Annotated in this window: 17 protein-coding genes and 1 riboswitch; of the genes, 15 read left to right on the top strand and 2 right to left on the bottom strand. The window is 37.6% G+C overall.

Going from position 1 to position 18490, the window contains the following annotated elements; translation table 11 throughout:
• Positions 1-302 precede the first annotated feature (302 nt).
• From ACMZ42_RS17165 to ACMZ42_RS17190, 6 genes are all read left to right on the top strand, one after another.
• A complete protein-coding gene (locus ACMZ42_RS17165) occupies positions 303-1646 on the top strand; it encodes a dihydrolipoamide acetyltransferase family protein (protein WP_415732144.1) in 1344 nt (447 codons plus the stop codon).
• 132 nt (positions 1647-1778) lie between these two features.
• On the top strand, positions 1779-3476 hold the full coding sequence (locus ACMZ42_RS17170) for a methylmalonyl-CoA mutase family protein (protein WP_415732145.1): 1698 nt from the start codon (positions 1779-1781) through the stop codon (positions 3474-3476).
• Positions 3473-5626, top strand: a complete 2154-nt coding sequence (gene scpA, locus ACMZ42_RS17175; RefSeq protein WP_415732146.1) for a methylmalonyl-CoA mutase — start codon at positions 3473-3475, stop codon at positions 5624-5626. Before ACMZ42_RS17170 ends, scpA begins: the two co-directional genes overlap by 4 nt.
• Positions 5626-6723 carry a methylmalonyl Co-A mutase-associated GTPase MeaB gene (gene meaB, locus ACMZ42_RS17180; protein ID WP_415732147.1) on the top strand — a complete coding sequence of 366 codons (1098 nt, stop codon included), beginning with the start codon at positions 5626-5628 and terminating at the stop codon, positions 6721-6723. The genes scpA and meaB overlap by 1 nt, the downstream gene beginning before the upstream one ends.
• A 190-nt stretch (positions 6724-6913) precedes the next feature.
• Positions 6914-7354: a BrxA/BrxB family bacilliredoxin gene (locus ACMZ42_RS17185; RefSeq protein ID WP_370081645.1), complete on the top strand. Its 441-nt coding sequence runs from the start codon at positions 6914-6916 to the stop codon at positions 7352-7354.
• A 568-nt stretch (positions 7355-7922) separates the two neighbouring features.
• Complete coding sequence (locus ACMZ42_RS17190; protein ID WP_370081647.1) at positions 7923-8900, top strand: aromatic acid exporter family protein; 978 nt, start codon at positions 7923-7925, stop codon at positions 8898-8900.
• Between the two features lie 20 nt (positions 8901-8920).
• Here ACMZ42_RS17190 and prli42 read toward each other — a convergent pair whose 3' ends face one another.
• Positions 8921-9016 carry a stressosome-associated protein Prli42 gene (prli42, locus tag ACMZ42_RS17195; protein ID WP_370081649.1) on the bottom strand — a complete coding sequence of 32 codons (96 nt, stop codon included), beginning with the start codon at positions 9014-9016 and terminating at the stop codon, positions 8921-8923.
• A gap of 125 nt (positions 9017-9141) precedes the next feature.
• On the opposite strand from prli42, the gene mce reads away from it, so the two are divergent.
• The 3 genes from mce to ACMZ42_RS17210 all read left to right on the top strand — a co-directional run bounded on the left by mce (position 9142) and on the right by ACMZ42_RS17210 (position 12224).
• Positions 9142-9555 (top strand): methylmalonyl-CoA epimerase, encoded by a 414-nt coding sequence (mce, locus tag ACMZ42_RS17200; RefSeq protein WP_337989624.1) that lies wholly within the window; start codon positions 9142-9144, stop codon positions 9553-9555.
• Positions 9556-9560: 5 nt separating this feature from the next.
• Positions 9561-11108 (top strand): acyl-CoA carboxylase subunit beta, encoded by a 1548-nt coding sequence (locus ACMZ42_RS17205; protein WP_415732148.1) that lies wholly within the window; start codon positions 9561-9563, stop codon positions 11106-11108.
• A 150-nt stretch (positions 11109-11258) separates the two neighbouring features.
• Positions 11259-12224, top strand: a complete 966-nt coding sequence (locus ACMZ42_RS17210) for a hypothetical protein (protein ID WP_415732149.1) — start codon at positions 11259-11261, stop codon at positions 12222-12224.
• Between the two features lie 112 nt (positions 12225-12336).
• Here ACMZ42_RS17210 and ACMZ42_RS17215 read toward each other — a convergent pair whose 3' ends face one another.
• Positions 12337-12642, bottom strand: a complete 306-nt coding sequence (locus ACMZ42_RS17215; protein ID WP_370081655.1) for a hypothetical protein — start codon at positions 12640-12642, stop codon at positions 12337-12339.
• A 257-nt stretch (positions 12643-12899) separates the two neighbouring features.
• Between ACMZ42_RS17215 and ACMZ42_RS17220 the strand changes: the two genes are divergently transcribed.
• From ACMZ42_RS17220 to ACMZ42_RS17245, 6 genes are all read left to right on the top strand, one after another.
• Positions 12900-14015: a M20/M25/M40 family metallo-hydrolase gene (locus tag ACMZ42_RS17220; protein ID WP_415732150.1), complete on the top strand. Its 1116-nt coding sequence runs from the start codon at positions 12900-12902 to the stop codon at positions 14013-14015.
• A gap of 25 nt (positions 14016-14040) precedes the next feature.
• Complete coding sequence (locus ACMZ42_RS17225; protein ID WP_053483746.1) at positions 14041-14529, top strand: chemotaxis protein CheW; 489 nt, start codon at positions 14041-14043, stop codon at positions 14527-14529.
• Between the two features lie 266 nt (positions 14530-14795).
• Entirely contained in the window at positions 14796-15002 is a 207-nt protein-coding gene (locus ACMZ42_RS17230) for a DUF6366 family protein (protein WP_370081667.1), read from the top strand.
• Between the two features lie 195 nt (positions 15003-15197).
• Positions 15198-15286: riboswitch (cyclic di-GMP riboswitch) on the top strand.
• A gap of 43 nt (positions 15287-15329) precedes the next feature.
• Positions 15330-16214 (top strand): amidase, encoded by an 885-nt coding sequence (locus ACMZ42_RS17235; RefSeq protein ID WP_415732152.1) that lies wholly within the window; start codon positions 15330-15332, stop codon positions 16212-16214.
• A gap of 459 nt (positions 16215-16673) precedes the next feature.
• The gene (locus ACMZ42_RS17240; protein ID WP_402874161.1) at positions 16674-17201 is read left to right on the top strand and encodes a sigma-70 family RNA polymerase sigma factor; all 528 of its coding nucleotides are present in this window, start codon (positions 16674-16676) and stop codon (positions 17199-17201) included.
• Positions 17191-18201: an LCP family protein gene (locus ACMZ42_RS17245; protein WP_415732153.1), complete on the top strand. Its 1011-nt coding sequence runs from the start codon at positions 17191-17193 to the stop codon at positions 18199-18201. The genes ACMZ42_RS17240 and ACMZ42_RS17245 overlap by 11 nt, the downstream gene beginning before the upstream one ends.
• Positions 18202-18490: the final 289 nt, after the last annotated feature.

Consider the following 18490-nt stretch of genomic DNA (forward strand, 5'->3'; position numbering starts at 1 on the left):
TGTAGTAAATAGAAGCTTATGAAAAGTTAAAATCCGTGTGATTGTTTATCTACGCGTCATAGCCTAAAGCTTATAAATATCACAGGTATTTTAAGACTCTTCATAGAAAGTTTGGGATGACATTTCTTAAAACGTTATGTCATGTATATAAGTTGATTGGAGTGGAGACTGGACGCCCCCAGGAAAGCGTCCGGTCGGAACGGAAATCAACCCCCACTTTATTGTGATGAGTTTATTATAAATATGATAGTAATTTGATAGATACAAATACACCTAGGCATAATTGATGGGGGGAATAGATGATGGCTATTCAAAATATTACAATGCCACAGCTCGGCGAAAGTGTAACAGAAGGTACGATTGAAAAATGGCTTGTCAAGCCAGGTGATACGGTAAAAAAATATGATCCATTAGCAGAAGTTGTAACAGATAAAGTTAATGCAGAAATCCCGTCTTCTTTTGAAGGAGTCATTACAGAGCTACTTGCAGAGGAAGGGCAAACGTTACCAGTTGGTGCAGTCGTTTGTTCCGTTGAAATAGCAGGCGACAGTGAGTTACCACCTCCGCCTCCGCCGAAAAAATCAGCGGTAAGTACAGCAATTTTAAATGCAGGTGTACAAAAGAAACAGGAGGCTCAGCAGCCAACTACAGCAACAGTAGCCCCACAAAAAACAGTTCGACAGGATAAAGTGCGTTATTCACCAGCTGTTCTTCGACTTGCACAAGAGTATGAAATTGCACTTGATCAAATCACAGGTACTGGTGAAGGGGGACGTATAACAAGAAAAGACTTAATGAAACTGATTGAAGCAGGAAATGTGCCAACTTCTCTAGTGGAAACACCGCCTGCAATCGATTCAGCCGTTCCGCAGTCAGTACCTGTTGAGGCACCAGCATCACAGGAGAATACTAAACCAGCCACACCGACACAACCAATTCAAGCAGGCGATATTGAAATTCCGGTAACAAAGGTGCGCCGTGCTATTGCCAATAATATGGTACGAAGCGTTCATGAAGTGCCACATGCATGGATGATGATGGAAGTAGATGTAACAGATTTAGTAACATATCGTGATAGCATTAAGACAGAGTTTAAGCAAAAAGAAGGCTTTAATATAACGTATTTTGCTTTCTTCGTAAAAGCAGTTGCTCAAGCTCTAAAGGAATTCCCGATGATGAATTCCATGTGGGCAGAAGATAAAATCATCCAAAAACATGACATAAATATTTCCATTGCAGTCGCAACAGATGATGCACTATTTGTTCCTGTAATAAAACACGCTGATGAAAAGTCAATTAAAGGTATTGCCAAGGAAATTCATGAGCTTGCAGTGAAAGTTCGTGCCGGAAAACTAACGATGGATGATATACAAGGTGGTACATTTACGGTCAATAATACGGGTGCATTCGGCTCTGTACAGTCGATGGGCATCATTAATTACCCACAAGCAGCTATCCTCCAAGTGGAAAGTATTGTAAAAAAACCAGTTGTTTTACCTGGCGGAATGTTTGCTGCACGAGATATTGTGAATTTATGTTTATCTTTAGATCATCGCGTTCTCGATGGACTTGTATGTGGTAAATTCCTTAATAGAGTAAAAGAAATACTCGAAAATGCAAATAAATCTTCGACGTCAGTCTACTGATGACTTCTCGGAAACCTGTTATATAACGGTTTCCGATTTTTTTTTGCTTTTCGAGTCGCAATTTGTCATGTAGAATAACAAATAGAAACTACTAAGGGGGGAAGCTGATTAAGCGTCCGCATGTCAAACAACATGAAAAATATTGAATTTGAAAAGCCGTCCTATTCAGAATGGCAAGATGCAGCAATCAAGGCTTTAAAAGGGAAACCATTCGAGTCTCTTTTAACGAAAACAAGTGAAGGTATTACATTAGAACCTCTTTACACCCAAGAAAGTTTAGTAGCAAAACTTGGTGAAGAACTTGATAAACAAGTTGCTACAATCCGTTCCCTACAAAATAACGAAGCATTTCGAGTGGCACAGCAAGTATATGCTGAAACAAGCGAGGCATTTTTTGTACAGCTGGATGATAGCTTAGCTCGAGGCAATGAAGTAGTAACAGTTGATAGCCGTGTGAATTTTGAATGGACTGAAGAAGTATTGGCACAATTAGCGACTTATTTCTCTGAATATTCGTTTAAAATTACGGTTGAAAATTCAAATGACCCATTATTAGCAGTGTTCGACAAAATAGCAATTGATCAGCGAGAAGCTGTAAAAGGTTTCATCGTATCGAAATACCCTATCTCTATCACTTTAAATAATTTCCCGAGCGTGCGCTCAATCGGTGCGGACACGACGGTTTATCATAATGAAGGAGCAAACGCAGTACAAGAGTTAGCATATGCCCTTGCATTAGCCGCAAAATACGCAAATCAAGAAGAAAGCTTTGAAGCGTTCGCGAAGAAATTTTATGTATCCTTTGCAGTGGATACACAGTTCTTTACAGAGATTGCAAAACTCCGTGCTTTTAAAGTACTTTGGAAAGCGTTTTCATCCGCATATGGAGTATCTAATGGCGTAAAAGTTCCAACTATTGCTGAAACATCATTAAGAAGCTTCTCGAAGCTGGATGTATATGTAAACTTATTACGTTCAGCGAATGAAGCTCTTTCAGGCTTAATTGGCGGTGCGGATGTCTTTACAGTTCACCCTCATGATGCATTAACGAAGCCAACCGATCAATCAGTTCGTATTGCACGTAATGTATCGTTAATCTTAAAAGAAGAAACAAATGTTTTAAAAGTTATAGATCCAGCTGGTGGCTCTTACTTTATTGAGTCATTAACAGCAGATTTTGTGAAAGAAGCTTGGGCATTATTCTTAGAAATTGAAGCAGCTGGAGGCATCGACGCTTACACTGTATCTGGAAAGCTTATGGAGGAACTAGAAAAATCCTATCAAGCTCGTATCAAAGCGGTACAAACTCGTAAGCAATCATTAATCGGTACAAATATTTATGCTAATCCAGCAGATGTGCTTGAAAGCGAAACAAACCCAGCGTTCGCAGAAATTAAGCGAATTGCTAAACCTTTTGAGGAATTACGCGCGGTAATGACTGCGGCAAATGTGCAAACTGGAATCTTATCATTAGGTACACTTAAAAGCTCAAAACCACGTGCTGATTTCGTGTCAGGTTTCTTAAACACTGTAGGTCTAGTTCCAGAAAAAAGCGAACCAGTTGCTACGGCTGAAGAAGCATTAGCTTGGTTAAACGCTACAGAAGCAACATATGTGGTAATTGCAGGTAATGATGACGATACAAAAGAATTAGTACAAGCAATTTTAGCAGGCAAACCAGCTAACGTCATTGTTGACGTTGCAGGTAAATTTAAAGACGAAGAAGAAGCTTGGTTAGCAAATGGCTTAAACGGCTTTATTTTCGCAGGACAGAACATCATCGAAAAATTAAACTCAGTGTTCGCTAGCATGAAGGAGGTCCAACGATGAGCAAGCCAAATTTTAGTGCAGTTGAAATCGAAAAAGTTTTAGCAGCAGAAGCTCCTCAAGCGTCAGAAGAAAAATTCATGACCAATGAAGGAATCGAAATTAAAGATATATACACAAAAGAAGATATTAAAGAGGCAAAACATTTAAATGATGTAGCAGGTATTGCGCCAAATACGCGCGGTCCATACCCTACTATGTATGTAGCTCGTCCTTGGACTGTTCGCCAATATGCAGGTTTCTCAACAGCTGAAGAATCAAATGCATTCTACAAGCGTAATCTAGCGATGGGTCAAAAAGGTCTTTCTGTTGCCTTTGACTTAGCAACTCACCGTGGCTATGACTCAGATCATCCTCGTGTAACAGGGGATGTTGGTAAAGCTGGCGTAGCGATTGACTCTGTAGAAGATATGAAGATTTTATTCGACCAAATTCCTTTGGATCAAATGTCAGTTTCTATGACAATGAATGGCGCTGTATTACCAGTTCTTGCATTCTATATCGTTGCTGCTGAAGAGCAAGGCGTTACACCAGAGCAATTAGCGGGTACGATTCAAAACGATATTTTAAAAGAATACATGGTTCGTAACACATATATTTATCCACCAGCAATGTCGATGAAAATTATTGCAGACATTTTTGAATATACAGCGAAATATATGCCGAAATTTAACTCAATTTCGATCTCTGGTTACCATATTCAAGAAGCGGGAGCAACAAATGACATCGAGCTTGCTTATACATTAGCAGATGGTCTTGAATATGTTCGTACAGGGCTAAAAGCTGGAATCGATATTGATGCCTTTGCACCGCGTTTATCATTCTTCTGGGCAATCGGTATGAACTATTATATGGAAGTTGCAAAAATGCGTGCTGCACGCCGAATTTGGGCACAAATGATGTCAACGTTTAATCCGAAAAATCCTAAGACATTAGCACTTCGTACACACTCACAAACATCTGGTTGGTCTTTAACAGAGCAGGATCCATTTAATAATGTGGCACGTACACTATTCGAAGCGAATGCGTCTTCAATGGGGCATACACAATCCCTGCATACTAATGCACTTGATGAAGCGATTGCGCTACCAACTGATTTCTCTGCACGTATTGCACGTAATACACAGCTGTTCCTACAAGAAGAAACAGCAATGACAAAGGTTATTGATCCATGGGGCGGTTCATACTATGTGGAAAAATTAACAGACGAAATTACAAAATCTGCGTGGGCATTAATTGAAGAAATCGAAGAACTTGGCGGCATGGCGAAAGCGATTGAAACAGGTCTTCCGAAAATGAAAGTCGAGGAAGCTGCGGCAAAACGTCAAGCGAAAATCGACTCTAAAACAGAAACAATCGTTGGTGTAAATAAATATCGTTTAGAAAAAGAAGAACCTATCGACATTCTTGACATTGATAATACATTAGTTCGTCAAAAGCAAATTGAACGTTTAGAAGCAATGAAGGCAGCTCGTGATGAGGCAGAAGTACAAAAACATCTAGCTCGATTAACGAAAGCGGCGCAAGATGGTGAAGAAAACTTATTAGCAATAGCGGTTGATGCAGCGCGTGCTCGTGCTTCTTTAGGTGAAATCTCTGATGCAATCGAAGTTGTTTCAGGTCGCCATAAGGCAGTAATTCGTTCAATCTCTGGCGTTTACTCTGCAAACTTCTCAGATGAGGAGCAAATTGCTGAAATGAAACAAATGACAGAGGAATTCCTTGAAAATGAAGGTCGTCGCCCACGTATTTTAGTAGCGAAAATGGGACAAGATGGACATGACCGTGGTGCGAAGGTTGTGGCAACTGGATATGCTGACTTAGGTTTTGACGTAGATATTTCACCATTATTTATGACACCTGCTGAAGCAGCTCAAATGGCTGTGGAAAACGATGTTCATGTCATTGGTGTATCTTCATTAGCAGCTGGTCATAAAACGCTAGTTCCTGAATTAGTAGCAGAGTTAGAAAAACTGGGCCGCGAAGATATCATTATTATTGTTGGAGGCGTGATTCCAGCACAAGATTATGACTTCCTTTATGAAGCTGGCGCAGTAGCGATATTTGGACCTGGTACAGTTATTCCTGTATCGGCACAAAAGATTATTGAGGAGATTTACAAACGTTTAGGCTATGAGGAAGTGTCTGAATAATGGACAAAAACAAAGGAATGCCTGAAAGTGCGCTATTTGTTATGGACGGAGTAGAGGCAACTCACGACGGAATGCAATATGGTACACCTAAAAAATTCCGAAAGAAAAAAGCCGACAATGTAAACATACAGGAGCTTGCACGAGAAGTACGTGCAAGCTCTCGTACACACTTGTCAAAAGCCATTACACTCATTGAAAGTTCAAATGCAACACATAAAGTGCAAGCACAAGAACTGCTACAAGAGCTTCTACCACATACAGGAAACAGTGTCCGTATTGGGATCACAGGCGTTCCTGGTGCGGGAAAGAGTTCGTTTATTGAGGCTTTCGGAACGATGCTTTGTGAGATGGGGAAAAAAGTGGCAGTCCTTGCGATTGATCCAAGCTCTTCTTTATCGGGAGGAAGTATTTTAGGCGATAAAACTCGAATGGAGGAGCTCGTGAGAAAGCCTAATGCATTTGTTCGTCCCTCTCCAACAGCAGGTACCCTAGGGGGTGTTCATAAAAAGACACGTGAAACGATGCTTGTTTGTGAAGCGGCTGGCTATGATGTCATTTTAATAGAAACAGTTGGTGTTGGACAAAGTGAAACGTATGTCCGTGGTATGGTTGATTTCTTCTTGCTGTTAGTTTTAACAGGTGCCGGGGACGAGTTACAAGGCATGAAAAAGGGCATTATGGAGTTAGCGGATGCCATTGTTGTTCATAAGGCTGATGGTGATAATGTTCGCCTTGCTAAAAAAACGGTATCTGAGTATAAGCAAATTTTACATTTCTTACAGCCTGCTACTCTAGGTTGGATGTCTACAGCAATGCCGGTAAGCTCATGGGAAAAACGTGGTCTCGACAAAGTATGGAGTACAATAGGGGAGTTCAGACAAATCGTTGAGGCAAATAATTACTGGTCAATTAGACGCCAAAATCAGACGAGAGATTGGTTCCAATCGATGATTACCGACCAATTAATCGATATGTTTTATGGTAATCCAGAACGTAAAGCACAGGTGCAACTTTTAGAACGTCAAATTTTAAATGGACAGCTGACAGTCACGCAAGGTGTAGATCGTTTGTTTAGCGATGAACAATCACAGAAATAATATGATCCTTAATATGAGCAACTAGGTGCACAAATTCGTCACTAACTGCTATGATAGGAGATGTATGTGCGTCGACTATCTAAAGCTAGTAAGTTTAACTTCTTTCAGCTGAAAGAAGTTAAGGCTTCCGGAAGTAATTATGCCGGGGCATGATTGATGATGACGCGAACTTGAAAGGAGCTATCGCTATATGAATATGGATTACGATTTATTTATGCAAGAAATTTTAAAAACAGCACGTGCAGAAATTGAGGGTGCTGGTTATGAACAGCTTCGCACGCCAGAAGCTGTTGAAGAGGCGTTTGCTCGTCCAGGTACAACATTAGTCATGGTAAACTCAGTATGTGGCTGTGCAGGCGGTATTGCACGTCCAGCAGCAGCACAATCCGTACATTACGATAAACGTCCAGACCATCTTGTAACGGTATTTGCTGGTCAAGATAAAGAAGCAACTGCAGCTGCTCGTTATCACTTCGGTGAAGATCATTTACCATCTTCCCCATCATTTGTGTTATTAAAGGATGGACAAGTAGTAGCAGAAGTTGGACGCTATGAAATTGAGGGACATGACCCAATGTCAGTAGTAACAAACTTACAAGCAAACTTTGAGGAATATTGCGACGAACTTTAATTTTATTCATAGAAATAAAAGAGAAGCTATTCTATAAGTAGGAAGCCCCGCAGTTAGAAAACATCTGCGGAGGCTTACTACTTAGCCATGATAGATGATCCCCGATTTGCATGACTTCATAGATAATCTTCTTTTATATTCAAGATACTAGTCAATTGGCATTCGGAATATTTGAAATATTGGCTAAATAATTCACCTGAAGTTCGAAATGAATAAAATTAACAGGTGTGTTGATTAGAAATATTGGGCATTATTGTGGTGAAACCCATTGTTTTTCTAAAACTATATATTGCGGCTCATCGCTAAAAGTTGTGGGTGACATTTGTAAAAACCTATTCAATGAATATTAGTTGATTGGAGTGGAGGCTGGGCGACTCCTTGGGGAAAAGCGGCTCATCGGACGCCCCCAGGAAGCTTTGCTCTGTGCAAAAGCGAAGCGACAGCAACAAAGCGCCCAGCCGGAACGGAAATCAACCCCACGTTATGGTGATGTGCCTATGTTTGTAGTGATATATAGCCTTCAACACATTTGTAAAATTAGAGTACTGAAAGATAGGAGGCAGTCGACTTGAAGAAGTTTTCAATCGGCTATCGTACATTAAAAACGGCATTTGGTGCAGCAATCGCTATTGCCATTGCCCAATACTTTGAATTAGCTTCTTATGCATCTGCTGGTATTCTAACAATATTATGTGTACAGCCAACGAAGAAAAAATCTCTTCATGCAGCTTATACAAGATTCGTCGCAAGTATTATCGGTATGCTTTATGCATTTTTGAGCTTTGAGCTATTTTCCTATCATCCGCTTACATTAGCATGTATGTTAATTGTTTTTATACCAACAATTGTGTCATTAAAAGTAGCAGACGGCTTTGTCTCAAGTGCAGTAATTATCATGCATATTTATGCAGCAAAAAGCTTTTCATGGGCACTTGTTTCTAATGAATTCGCATTAATGGCAATCGGTTATGGTACAGGAATAGCTATAAATATGTATATGCCAGACATTCAAAAGGAATTAAATTACTATCGAGTTAAAATTGAGGAACTTTACAGTAAGATTTTTTTAGAAATTGCCAACTATTTAAGAGAAGGCGATACATTGTGGGATGGGCAGGAAATTATAGACGCGATAAAAGCATTAAATAGTGCGAAATCCCTAGCGTTTAAAGATGTTGAAAATCATTTTACGAGACGTGAAAATGACTACTACGTGTATTTTGATATGCGTGAACAGCAGCTAGAAATTATCGATAGGGTTCTTCCAAAAATAACGGCACTTCCTGTTATAGTACAAGAGGCAGTGATCGTCGCTGACTTTTTACAAGACCTCGGTGAGCATGTTCATTCAGGAAATACGGCTAGTCATTTTAGAGAGAAGTTAGAGCAGGTAAAGCTAGATTTCGCCCAGTTACCTTTACCGAAAAATCATGAGCAATTTCTAGCACAAGCAGCACTCTATCAATTTCTAGAGGAAATGGATCGATATTTAGAAATTAAGCAGTCTTTCAAGGGGATAAAGGTAAAGAAAGAGCGCCCGCAGTAATGCGGACGCCTAGCTTTTCATTACACAAACATTGATAAGCCGAATGCTAGAGATGAAATTACCATGATTGCAACCATCGTATAAACGACGATTTTTTGAAATTTTTTATTACTCATATGCTCGTTCGCTCCTTCTTTTCTTATAAATAGTTTATCAAATCTGAAAAATTTCTCAAGTAGTAGAGTTTTGACGAAAAAGTCTGTAAAATAGATTATGTACCATAACAGAAGGAGATGTCACCATGGAGAGAGTAGATCATATTGGGATTGCAGTGCGTGATCTTGATGAACGCATTACATATTATACAGAAACTTTAGGCTTAAAGCTGCTGAAAGTGGAAGAGGTAGAATCTCAACAGGTTCGTGTTGCATTCATTGACGCGGGTAATGTAAAAATTGAGTTATTAGAACCGATGAGTGAAAAAAGTACTATTCACGGATACATCGAAAAACGTGGAGAAGGTATTCACCATGTAGCTTTCGGTGTAACAGGTATTCGTGAGCGTATGGCTGAGCTTCGTGAAAAAGGTGTCCGTCTTCTATCCGAAGAGCCAGGACCAGGTGCTGGTGGTGCAGAGGTTGCTTTCATGCATCCGAAATCATCTTTCGGTGTGTTATATGAATTATGCGATAAAAGTGGAAAAGGGGATAAGTGATCAGTATGGATATGTTCGACAAAATTAATGACTTGTATGACCGTAAGACAGTAATTGAACTTGGTGGTGGCTATGAGCGCATCGAGAAGCAACATGATAAAGGCAAATTAACTGCTCGTGAGCGTATTGAATTATTACTAGACGAAGGTACATTTTTCGAGATCAACCCATTCATTACACACCGTACAGTAGACTTTGGCATGGACAAGATGGAAGGTCCTGGTGATGGTGTAGTAACTGGTTTCGGTAAAATTAATGGACGTCCAGTATACTTATTCTCTCAAGATTTCACAGTATTTGGTGGAGCACTTGGTGAAATGCACGCCAAAAAAATGGCAACAGTAATGGATTTAGCCGCAAAAAATGGTACACCATTTATCGGTGTTAATGATTCAGGTGGCGCTCGTATTCAAGAGGGTGTACTTTCACTTGATGGTTATGGTCATATTTTCTATCGTAATGCAATCTACTCTGGGGTAATTCCTCAAATCTCAGTTATCATGGGACCATGTGCTGGTGGGGCGGTATATTCTCCAGCAATTACAGACTTCATTCTAATGGTTGATAAAACATCTCAAATGTTTATTACAGGACCGAAAGTTATTGAAACAGTAACAGGAGAAAAAATCTCTGCTGAAGATTTAGGTGGTTCAAAAGTAAACAACGCTGTAAGTGGTAATGCACACTTCCGCGCACCATCTGAAGAAGAAGCTATTGATCAAATTAAAAAACTATTAAGCTACTTACCACAAAATAATAAAGAAAAAGCTCCTCGTCAAGCACGTCCAGAGGGTGATGACTATCGTCCGGAAATCGTGGATACTGTACCGATCGAAACAACTCGTCCTTATGATGTACGTAAAGTAGTCGAGCAAATAGTGGACGAAGGCTCATTTATGGAAGTTCATGCAGAATTTGCAAAAAACGTAGTAGTTGGTTTTGCGCGAATTGCTGGTGAATCAGTTGGTCTTGTATGTAACCAACCTAAAGTATTAGCTGGTGGGTTAGACATTGACTCTTCAGACAAGGCTGCTCGTTTCATTCGTACTTGTGATGCTTACAATATACCAATTATCACATTTGAAGACGTTTCTGGTTTCTTCCCAGGCGTTAAACAAGAGCATGGCGGTATCATTCGTCACGGAGCAAAAATCCTTTATGCATATTCAGAAGCAACTGTACCAAAAATTACAGTGATTCTGCGTAAAGCATATGGTGGTGCGTACGTTGCCCTTAACTCTAAATCAATTGGGGCAGACTTAGTATTTGCTTGGCCTAACGCAGAAATTGCTGTTATGGGTGCAGCAGGTGCAGCTAACATTATCTTCGCGCGTGAAATTGCAAAATCAGAAGATCCAGAAGCAACACGTGCAGCGAAAATTGAAGAATATAAAGAAAAGTTCGCAAACCCATACGTAGCAGCTTCTCGTGGTATGGTAGACGATGTTATCGACCCACGTGATACACGTATTAAGCTAATTCAAGGGTTGGATATGTTATCGAACAAACATGAAACACGTCCAGAGAAAAAGCACGGAAACATTCCTCTATAAAAAATGTACAAGCCTAGTATCCACGAGGATTACTAGGCTTTCTTTTTGACTTGAACTAATTTTCGATTATAAAAGATCTATTAAAAATGACAGATAATTGAAACATATCCACGTTTCATCCGTACATATATGTAAGAGGAGTTGAGATAAATGGAATGGAAACAATTACAAAAAGAGCAAGAAATGATTCATGCACAATTAAGAACTGCTAGTAGGTTAAGTGAACAAAAGGATTTAATTGAAAGGCAAATCGAGCGTGCACAACAGGAAATTTACAAACATTCTAAAGCACTCAATCAAATTCGTTTGAAACTCGATAAGTTAGAAGGTTTTTCTTTTATGAATATGATTCGTACGTGGACAGGGCAACAAGATGAGCTACGTACTGAAAAAATTGATGAAGCAGCTATTCTTGAATTAAAAATAAATGAAGCAAAGAAGATGGAACTTGATTTGACAGATGATTTACGGCAAATAAACACTAAACTTACTCAAATAAATGAACAAGAGTTGCAAGAAGCTTTAAGCCAATTAAATGCTAAAAAGAAAGGCTACTTCCAAATGCATGAACCTGAACAGGCAAAAAGGCTTGAACAATTAGCGCATGAAGAAATGTTAACGAAACAACTTATTATAGAGATAAAAGAAGCAGAAGAAGCTGGTGAAGCAGCACTTACTAAGCTTGGACAAGCTGCAGAGTCCTTGCATTCTGCAAGTGGTTATTCAGCGTGGGATACGTTTTTTGGTGGAGGTCTCATTGCTACACATTTAAAGCATGATGCACTTGATGAGTCCGAAAATTATCTTCATAATGCTCAAATTGCATTACAGCGCTTCCAAAACGAACTACTGGATGTGCAAGATATGTCAACGAAATCGTTAGCAGTTGAAACAGATGGATTTGTAAAATTTGCGGACTATTTCTTTGATGATATTTTTTCAGCTTGGTCTGTCCATTCTAAAATATCTACCGCAAGAGAGCAGGTTTCTCGTGTACAAGATGATGTACATAATACGATCTTGCGTCTACAGGATAAACATAATAAGGCGGATGACTATTTGCAGTCACTACATAAAGAAAAAGAAGCGATCTTTCAAAACGTAGATATAAAGTGATCTGTGAAAAGACTTTCCCTTTAAACTAGTAATAACATAAACGGCAGACAAAAACGCTCAGTAATCTGAGCGTTTTTTGTGTGTAAAGTCCCCATTTGATTGACGAAGCTTATTAAGTATCACCGTAGTATTCTGCAAAATGTAAAAATCCAAATTTCCTTACAAGAAAGTTTCTTAATTCACCCTGAGTAGCTTTTTCTATTGGAGGATTTGTTAGACTGTATGCTTTGGCATTTAATTCTGCAAATTTATCTTTATCTACTTCATTATGCTCTTTATCTTCAATAATTCCTGAAGAAATCGCGGCTTTTGGATAACCCATTAAAAATATATGCGTCCTTAATGCCATACTTGGTGTTGAATGCAACAATATAATGACAACCAACAAAGAAACAATAATTATAACTTTTTTCTTCAAGTCACCGCTCCCTCAAATTGACGTTAATAATCTATCAAATATTTTAACATAAATTTTCCAATTGTCTTCAAAAAGGTAGTTCGCTTATAAAAGCATTTTTACACGTCTATAATTTTCGAATTGAATTGAAGAGGATAATTGCAGAAATCAATTGAAAAACAATGTAATCGTTTTATTTTCCCAAACGCAGCAGTATGCTAAAATATAGAAGATAACTATGACGTGGAAAAACACGTAAACTAAGGGAGTCCTACAACATGACAAGTCGTTTAGTAGAAGAGTTTTTTGAGCTCGTACAAATCGATTCAGAAACAAAACATGAAGAAGTGATTGCGCCGATTTTAATCGACAAATTAACAGCGCTTGGTTTTACAGTAGAACAAGATGATGCACATACTCGTAACGGGCATGGAGCAGGTAATATACTTGCTACGCTAAAGGGTTCATTAGATATTGACCCAATTTATTTTACTTCTCATATGGATACAGTTGTCCCGGGGAAAGGTATTAAACCTTCTCTTCGTGAAGACGGCTATATCGTTTCAGATGGTACAACAATTTTAGGTGCTGATGACAAAGCTGGTATCGCCACATTATTTGAAATGGCTAAACGCTTAAAAGAGCAAAATATTGAACATGGTGATATTGAATTTATTATTACAGCTGGCGAGGAAAGTGGGCTTGTTGGCGCTAAAGAGTTAGATCCTTCTAAAATTAAAGCGAAATACGGCTTTGCTGTAGACAGTGATGGCAAAGTAGGAGGAATTGTAACAGCAGCTCCATTCCAAGCGAAAATTTCCGTTAAAATAATTGGGAAAACAGCACACGCTGGAGTTGCTCCAGAAAAAGGAATTTCAGCGATAACAGTTGCTTCCAAATGTATTGCACAAATGAAGCTAGGTCGATTAGATGAAGAAACAACAGCAAATATTGGTCGCTTTGAGGGTGGTCAGGCAACAAATATTGTGTGTGACGAAGTAACGATTCTTGCAGAGGCTCGTTCGATCGACAAAGCGAAGCTAGATGCCCAAACGAAGCATATGCAGGAGACGTTTGAGCAAGTCGCTGCTTCATTAGGTGCAAAAGCTGAAGTTGAAGTGAAGCTAATGTATCCTGGATTCCGTGTAACAGAATCAGATAAAGTTGTTCAAGTGGCAATGGCGGCTGTACACAACATCGATCGTACGCCAAAGCTTGGTATTTCTGGCGGAGGTTCCGATGCTAATGTTATTGCGGGCTTTGGCATCCCTACAGTAAATCTTTCTGTTGGGTATGAGGACATTCATACAACAAATGAAAAAATCCCAGTCGAAGAATTAGAAAAATTAGCGGATTTACTTGTTGAAATCGTCAAAGAGTCTGCGAAAAAATAACCACAAAAATCGAGGATGTGAACGAATGGAAAGTGTAAAGGCAGTAGTTTTTGCTTGTGGTACAGAGGAATATGCAGTGCCTGTGGAACAAGCGATTTCGATTGAAAAGTTAGAGCAAGTAACACCGATTCCTCACTTACCTAATTATCTTCTAGGCTTCACAAGAATTCGTGGCGAGCTAGTCCCTGTGCTTGATTTTGAGCGTATTCTATATAATCGTTCTTCTAATGCTGCAACAGCACGGATTATAGTGTTGAACACGGATGTTGTGAATTATGGATTACTTGTAACAGAAGCTCGTGAAATTCTTGATTTTGATGAGTCAGTATTAAAGCAGATGGGACTTGTCAATTATTCAAAAACACGCTACTTTACAGCTGTGGCTAATCTTGAAAATCGTATGATCACATACGTTGACCCGAAGATACTTGTGAATTCATTAGAAGGTATACGTGAAATAATAAATTATTTACACAAAATGCTTGAAAATGAAAAAGAAAACGTAGAGGCATAAGTTTTTGTAGGATTAAATAATTCAATACAACACTTCATGTTGATGTTTTAGACAGAATTACAAATATGTGATTCTGTCTTTCTTTTTAAGTGGCTTCCAAAAGGGAAACTGAATACTCTATGTCGAATATTAAGCTTATCACCAAAACGTGTCGTTGATTTCCGTTCCGACAGGTCACTTTCCTTGGGACGTCCGATGAGCTGCATGACAAAGCATAATTATGCATATATCTTTTAATAATTCGTTTTTGAGGAGGTATTTATCATATGGATTCAAAGAAAACGGAAACACCTGAAGAAAAAAGAGAGCATTTAAAACAAAGTGAATTAAAAAACAATCCTACTGGTTCTTTAAACGATGGGATAAATAGGGGAACTAGCGGAAATTTAAATGGTATGGGTTGGAAAGAGACGGTCGTATTAGTTTTAGTGTTATTGATAGGCTACATTATATACAAATTGTTTTTCAGTTAAAGATATCGAAAGGAATCGATATCTAATTTTGCATTTCATCATTCTCAATTGCTACTTCATCATCTTGTGTTTTTATACTAATATAGTACAAATAACCTGTGTTCTTATTATCTTATTAGAAAGTTATCAATAAAGTTATGCGTTTTACCTACAGACATATTCGTACTAACATCGTATTATGTTAGGTAAGAAAAATACTGTAAAAGGCAAACTTCACCGAAAGGGAAGGACGCAAAGCCATGAGTCTAAACACTATTGTAGTGCATGATTGTCAGGTTGCCAGGTTCTGTTCTATGAGCCTCGGTAAATAGAATGGAGATGTAATATATGGTAAGTCGTTCACTAAAAGCAATCATTGCTTTTATAGTAACAATTGTAAGTACGCTAGGATTAACAATGGGGAAGGTAGACGCAATGGCCATGCAAGATAAGGCTACTTGGTTATGGGATACGACAAAGATTGTCGAAGATGAATCAGGGGTACTCTCATTTTTAGAAAGCAAAGATATTAATAAATTATATTTACAAATTAATAGTGATATAGCAAGTAACTATTACAAAAGTTTTATTGATAAAGCAACGGCAAAAGGTATAAAAGTATATGCGTTGGATGGTTCGGCAAGTTGGGTTTCAACAGAGGGCTATAAAATGCAGGATCAGTTGTTTGATTGGATACATACATATAATGAAAATGTAGCAGTAACGGAGCAATTTTCTGGAGTCCATCTCGATGTAGAGCCCTATTTAAATAGTGGGTGGAGCTCGAATCAAGTAAAAACGATTGAATCCTATCAAGCGCTTCTTACTAGAGCGAAAGGGGATACTGATCGATTACATTTGCCATTGGAAGTGGATATGCCATTTTGGTTTGACGAAATTACATACAAAAACCAATTTGGACAAGGGTTACTAGCTGATTGGGTGATTGACCAAGTGGAAAGTGTTTCGATAATGGCTTATCGAGATGCTGCTAAAGACATTATAAATATTGTTGAACATGAAATAAACTATGCAAAAAAAGTAAAAAAATCAATTATTATTAGTGTGGAAACAGGTGCCTCTGATGAAGGGAAAAATATTACCTTCTATGATGATGGAGAAGCCTATATGAATAAACAGTTAGCACAAGTCCATCGACATTATGCTAATAAAAAAGGTTATAATGGTTTTGCCATTCATCATGTTGATAGTTGGATGAATATGCAACCTTAAAAAAATCCTCTCAATTAGTATTAATTTCCTAGGAGAATACCGGCTTAGGATGAAAGAAATTACACCATTCACTACTACAGACAATTTAACTTCTTTCAGCACATTGAGAGCGTCAATCAAAAAGTATTATGTAATTCCCATGAAAGAACGAAATAATCTTTCATTCTCTGTGGTGTATCGCTGGTTTTTGCGCTACATGGATGGCTAACGCAGTAGTTTAATGGAATAAGAAATAATTATAAACAATAAGCCTGTATCTATGATTAAATCTAAGATACAGGTTTTTTATTTCAGCTATAATTGTATGGATCCTTTTTTATGGAATATTTATAAATATTGAACACGCCGATTAGAAGAGAATTTTTGTTAAAATAAATATTTTTTAAAAATTGAACCTATTATGATTTGATAGTCGTCTAATAGCAGAATTTGAAGTAGGTTGAAAGGGAGGGGAGTAGATTGGACAAAGAAGAAAAAGATTTCATTTTAGAAAAAGCGATGATTGAATATGGTAATGAGTTGGTACGATTGGCTTTTTCTTATGTGAAGGATACAGAGATTGCTAAGGATGTGGTTCAAAATACGTTTATCAAATGCTACAAAAACCTTGATTCGTTTCGATTTGACGCACAAATAAAAACTTGGCTATATCGTATAACAATTAACGAATGTAAAGATTATTTAAAAAGTTGGAATTACAAAATGGTACAGGTAAAAAGTTTTATAAATGAAACAGCAAAGTCAATATTACCATCAACAGAAAAAACAGTTATCAATAAATACAATAATGAAGAAATAAAAGATGCTATCTTTTCTCTTCCAAAAGTGTATCGGGAAGTGGTTTATCTATACTACTATGATTCATTAAAGACAGAGGAAATTGCTGAAGTTTTGGATATTCCAGTTAATACAGTGAAAACTAGATTGAGAAGAGCAAAACAAAGATTAGAGTCGATGATAAAGGAGGCAGAACTTAATGGAAGATAAACGATTAAGAGATAAATTTTATAATACGTCTGAACAAGAACTAAGATTTACAAAAGAAGACCGTAATGAAGTATTTGAACAAATTTATAAAATGGAGAAGAATAATAATACACAAAACAAGTCTCTTGTTTCTTTTTCAAAAAAATTCGCTCCACTTACAGTTTCTTTATTAGTAATAGGCTTGTGTATATTTTTGTTTATTCCATCGATTTTCCCTGGAAACGTTAATAAAGAATATAATAGAGGTGATGTAAGCGGAACAGTATTACAAGAAGACGAGATTTTCACCACTCTATTTACGGTGAAAGATGAGAATAATAGAATACCTATTAACCTTTTAATTACTTATAGTAAAGATAAAAAGATGGTTAAGGTTCTGTCTATCCCTCGTGATACTTATGCTCCGATATTGGATAAGAATAATGGAACTACTTCATATGATAAATTGACATTTGCTTATGTTCACGGTTCAGGAGGAGTTGAAAATGTAAGAACAACAGTTTCTAAGCTATTTGATCTAACAATAAATTATTATGCTGTTATGGATATTTCAACCCTTTCAACGTTAATTGATTCAGTGAATGGTATAGATTACGACTTGCCAGAAGATATTCGAGTAAGAGCTATATCTAGAGAGGTATTTGAATTCAAAAAGGGGAAGAATCGTTTGAATGGAGAAGAGGTTGTGGCATTAATGGTGGCTGCTACAGAGGGAAAAATATTAGGTGAAGAAAACCTATTAAACCTCATTAGTGCTGTTATTAATAAAACAAAAAACGAAATCCCACAAACACAATTAAAAGAACTTACTACTAAAATAGAAGCAAATACATCAATTGATCATTTGTTAGAAAAGGGAATGGGATTGGAAATTAATTCTATGAAATCGTTATCTTTAAGTGATGGAATGAAATCGGAAATGATAGATGGTAAATACTATATTATGTTTGAGAAAGATTTTTTAAATTCTATTTCAGAAGAGTTAACCACATTTAACTAAATAAAAAAGAGAAGATAAAAGTGTGTTAACGAAATGTAGATTAACGCACTTTTATCACCCCTAATGAATGAGCAATTCCTTGAGTTTTAAAGATAATAGTCCTTCTTTTTCAAGTTGTTGCAGATATTTTAGAAATTCTGTATAAATAGCTTCGATATACTCCTTCAACTTAAATTGATATTTAAATATAGCCGGATCCAGATGTGGTACAAAAAGAGGATAGATAGAGCTAATTTCTTAAGCTCTTCTATCCTTTTAATTTCTATATATTGTGTGACCTTATAAACTG

Source organism: Lysinibacillus sp. NPDC056185, assembly GCF_047737915.1.
Lineage (GTDB): Bacteria > Bacillota > Bacilli > Bacillales_A > Planococcaceae > Lysinibacillus.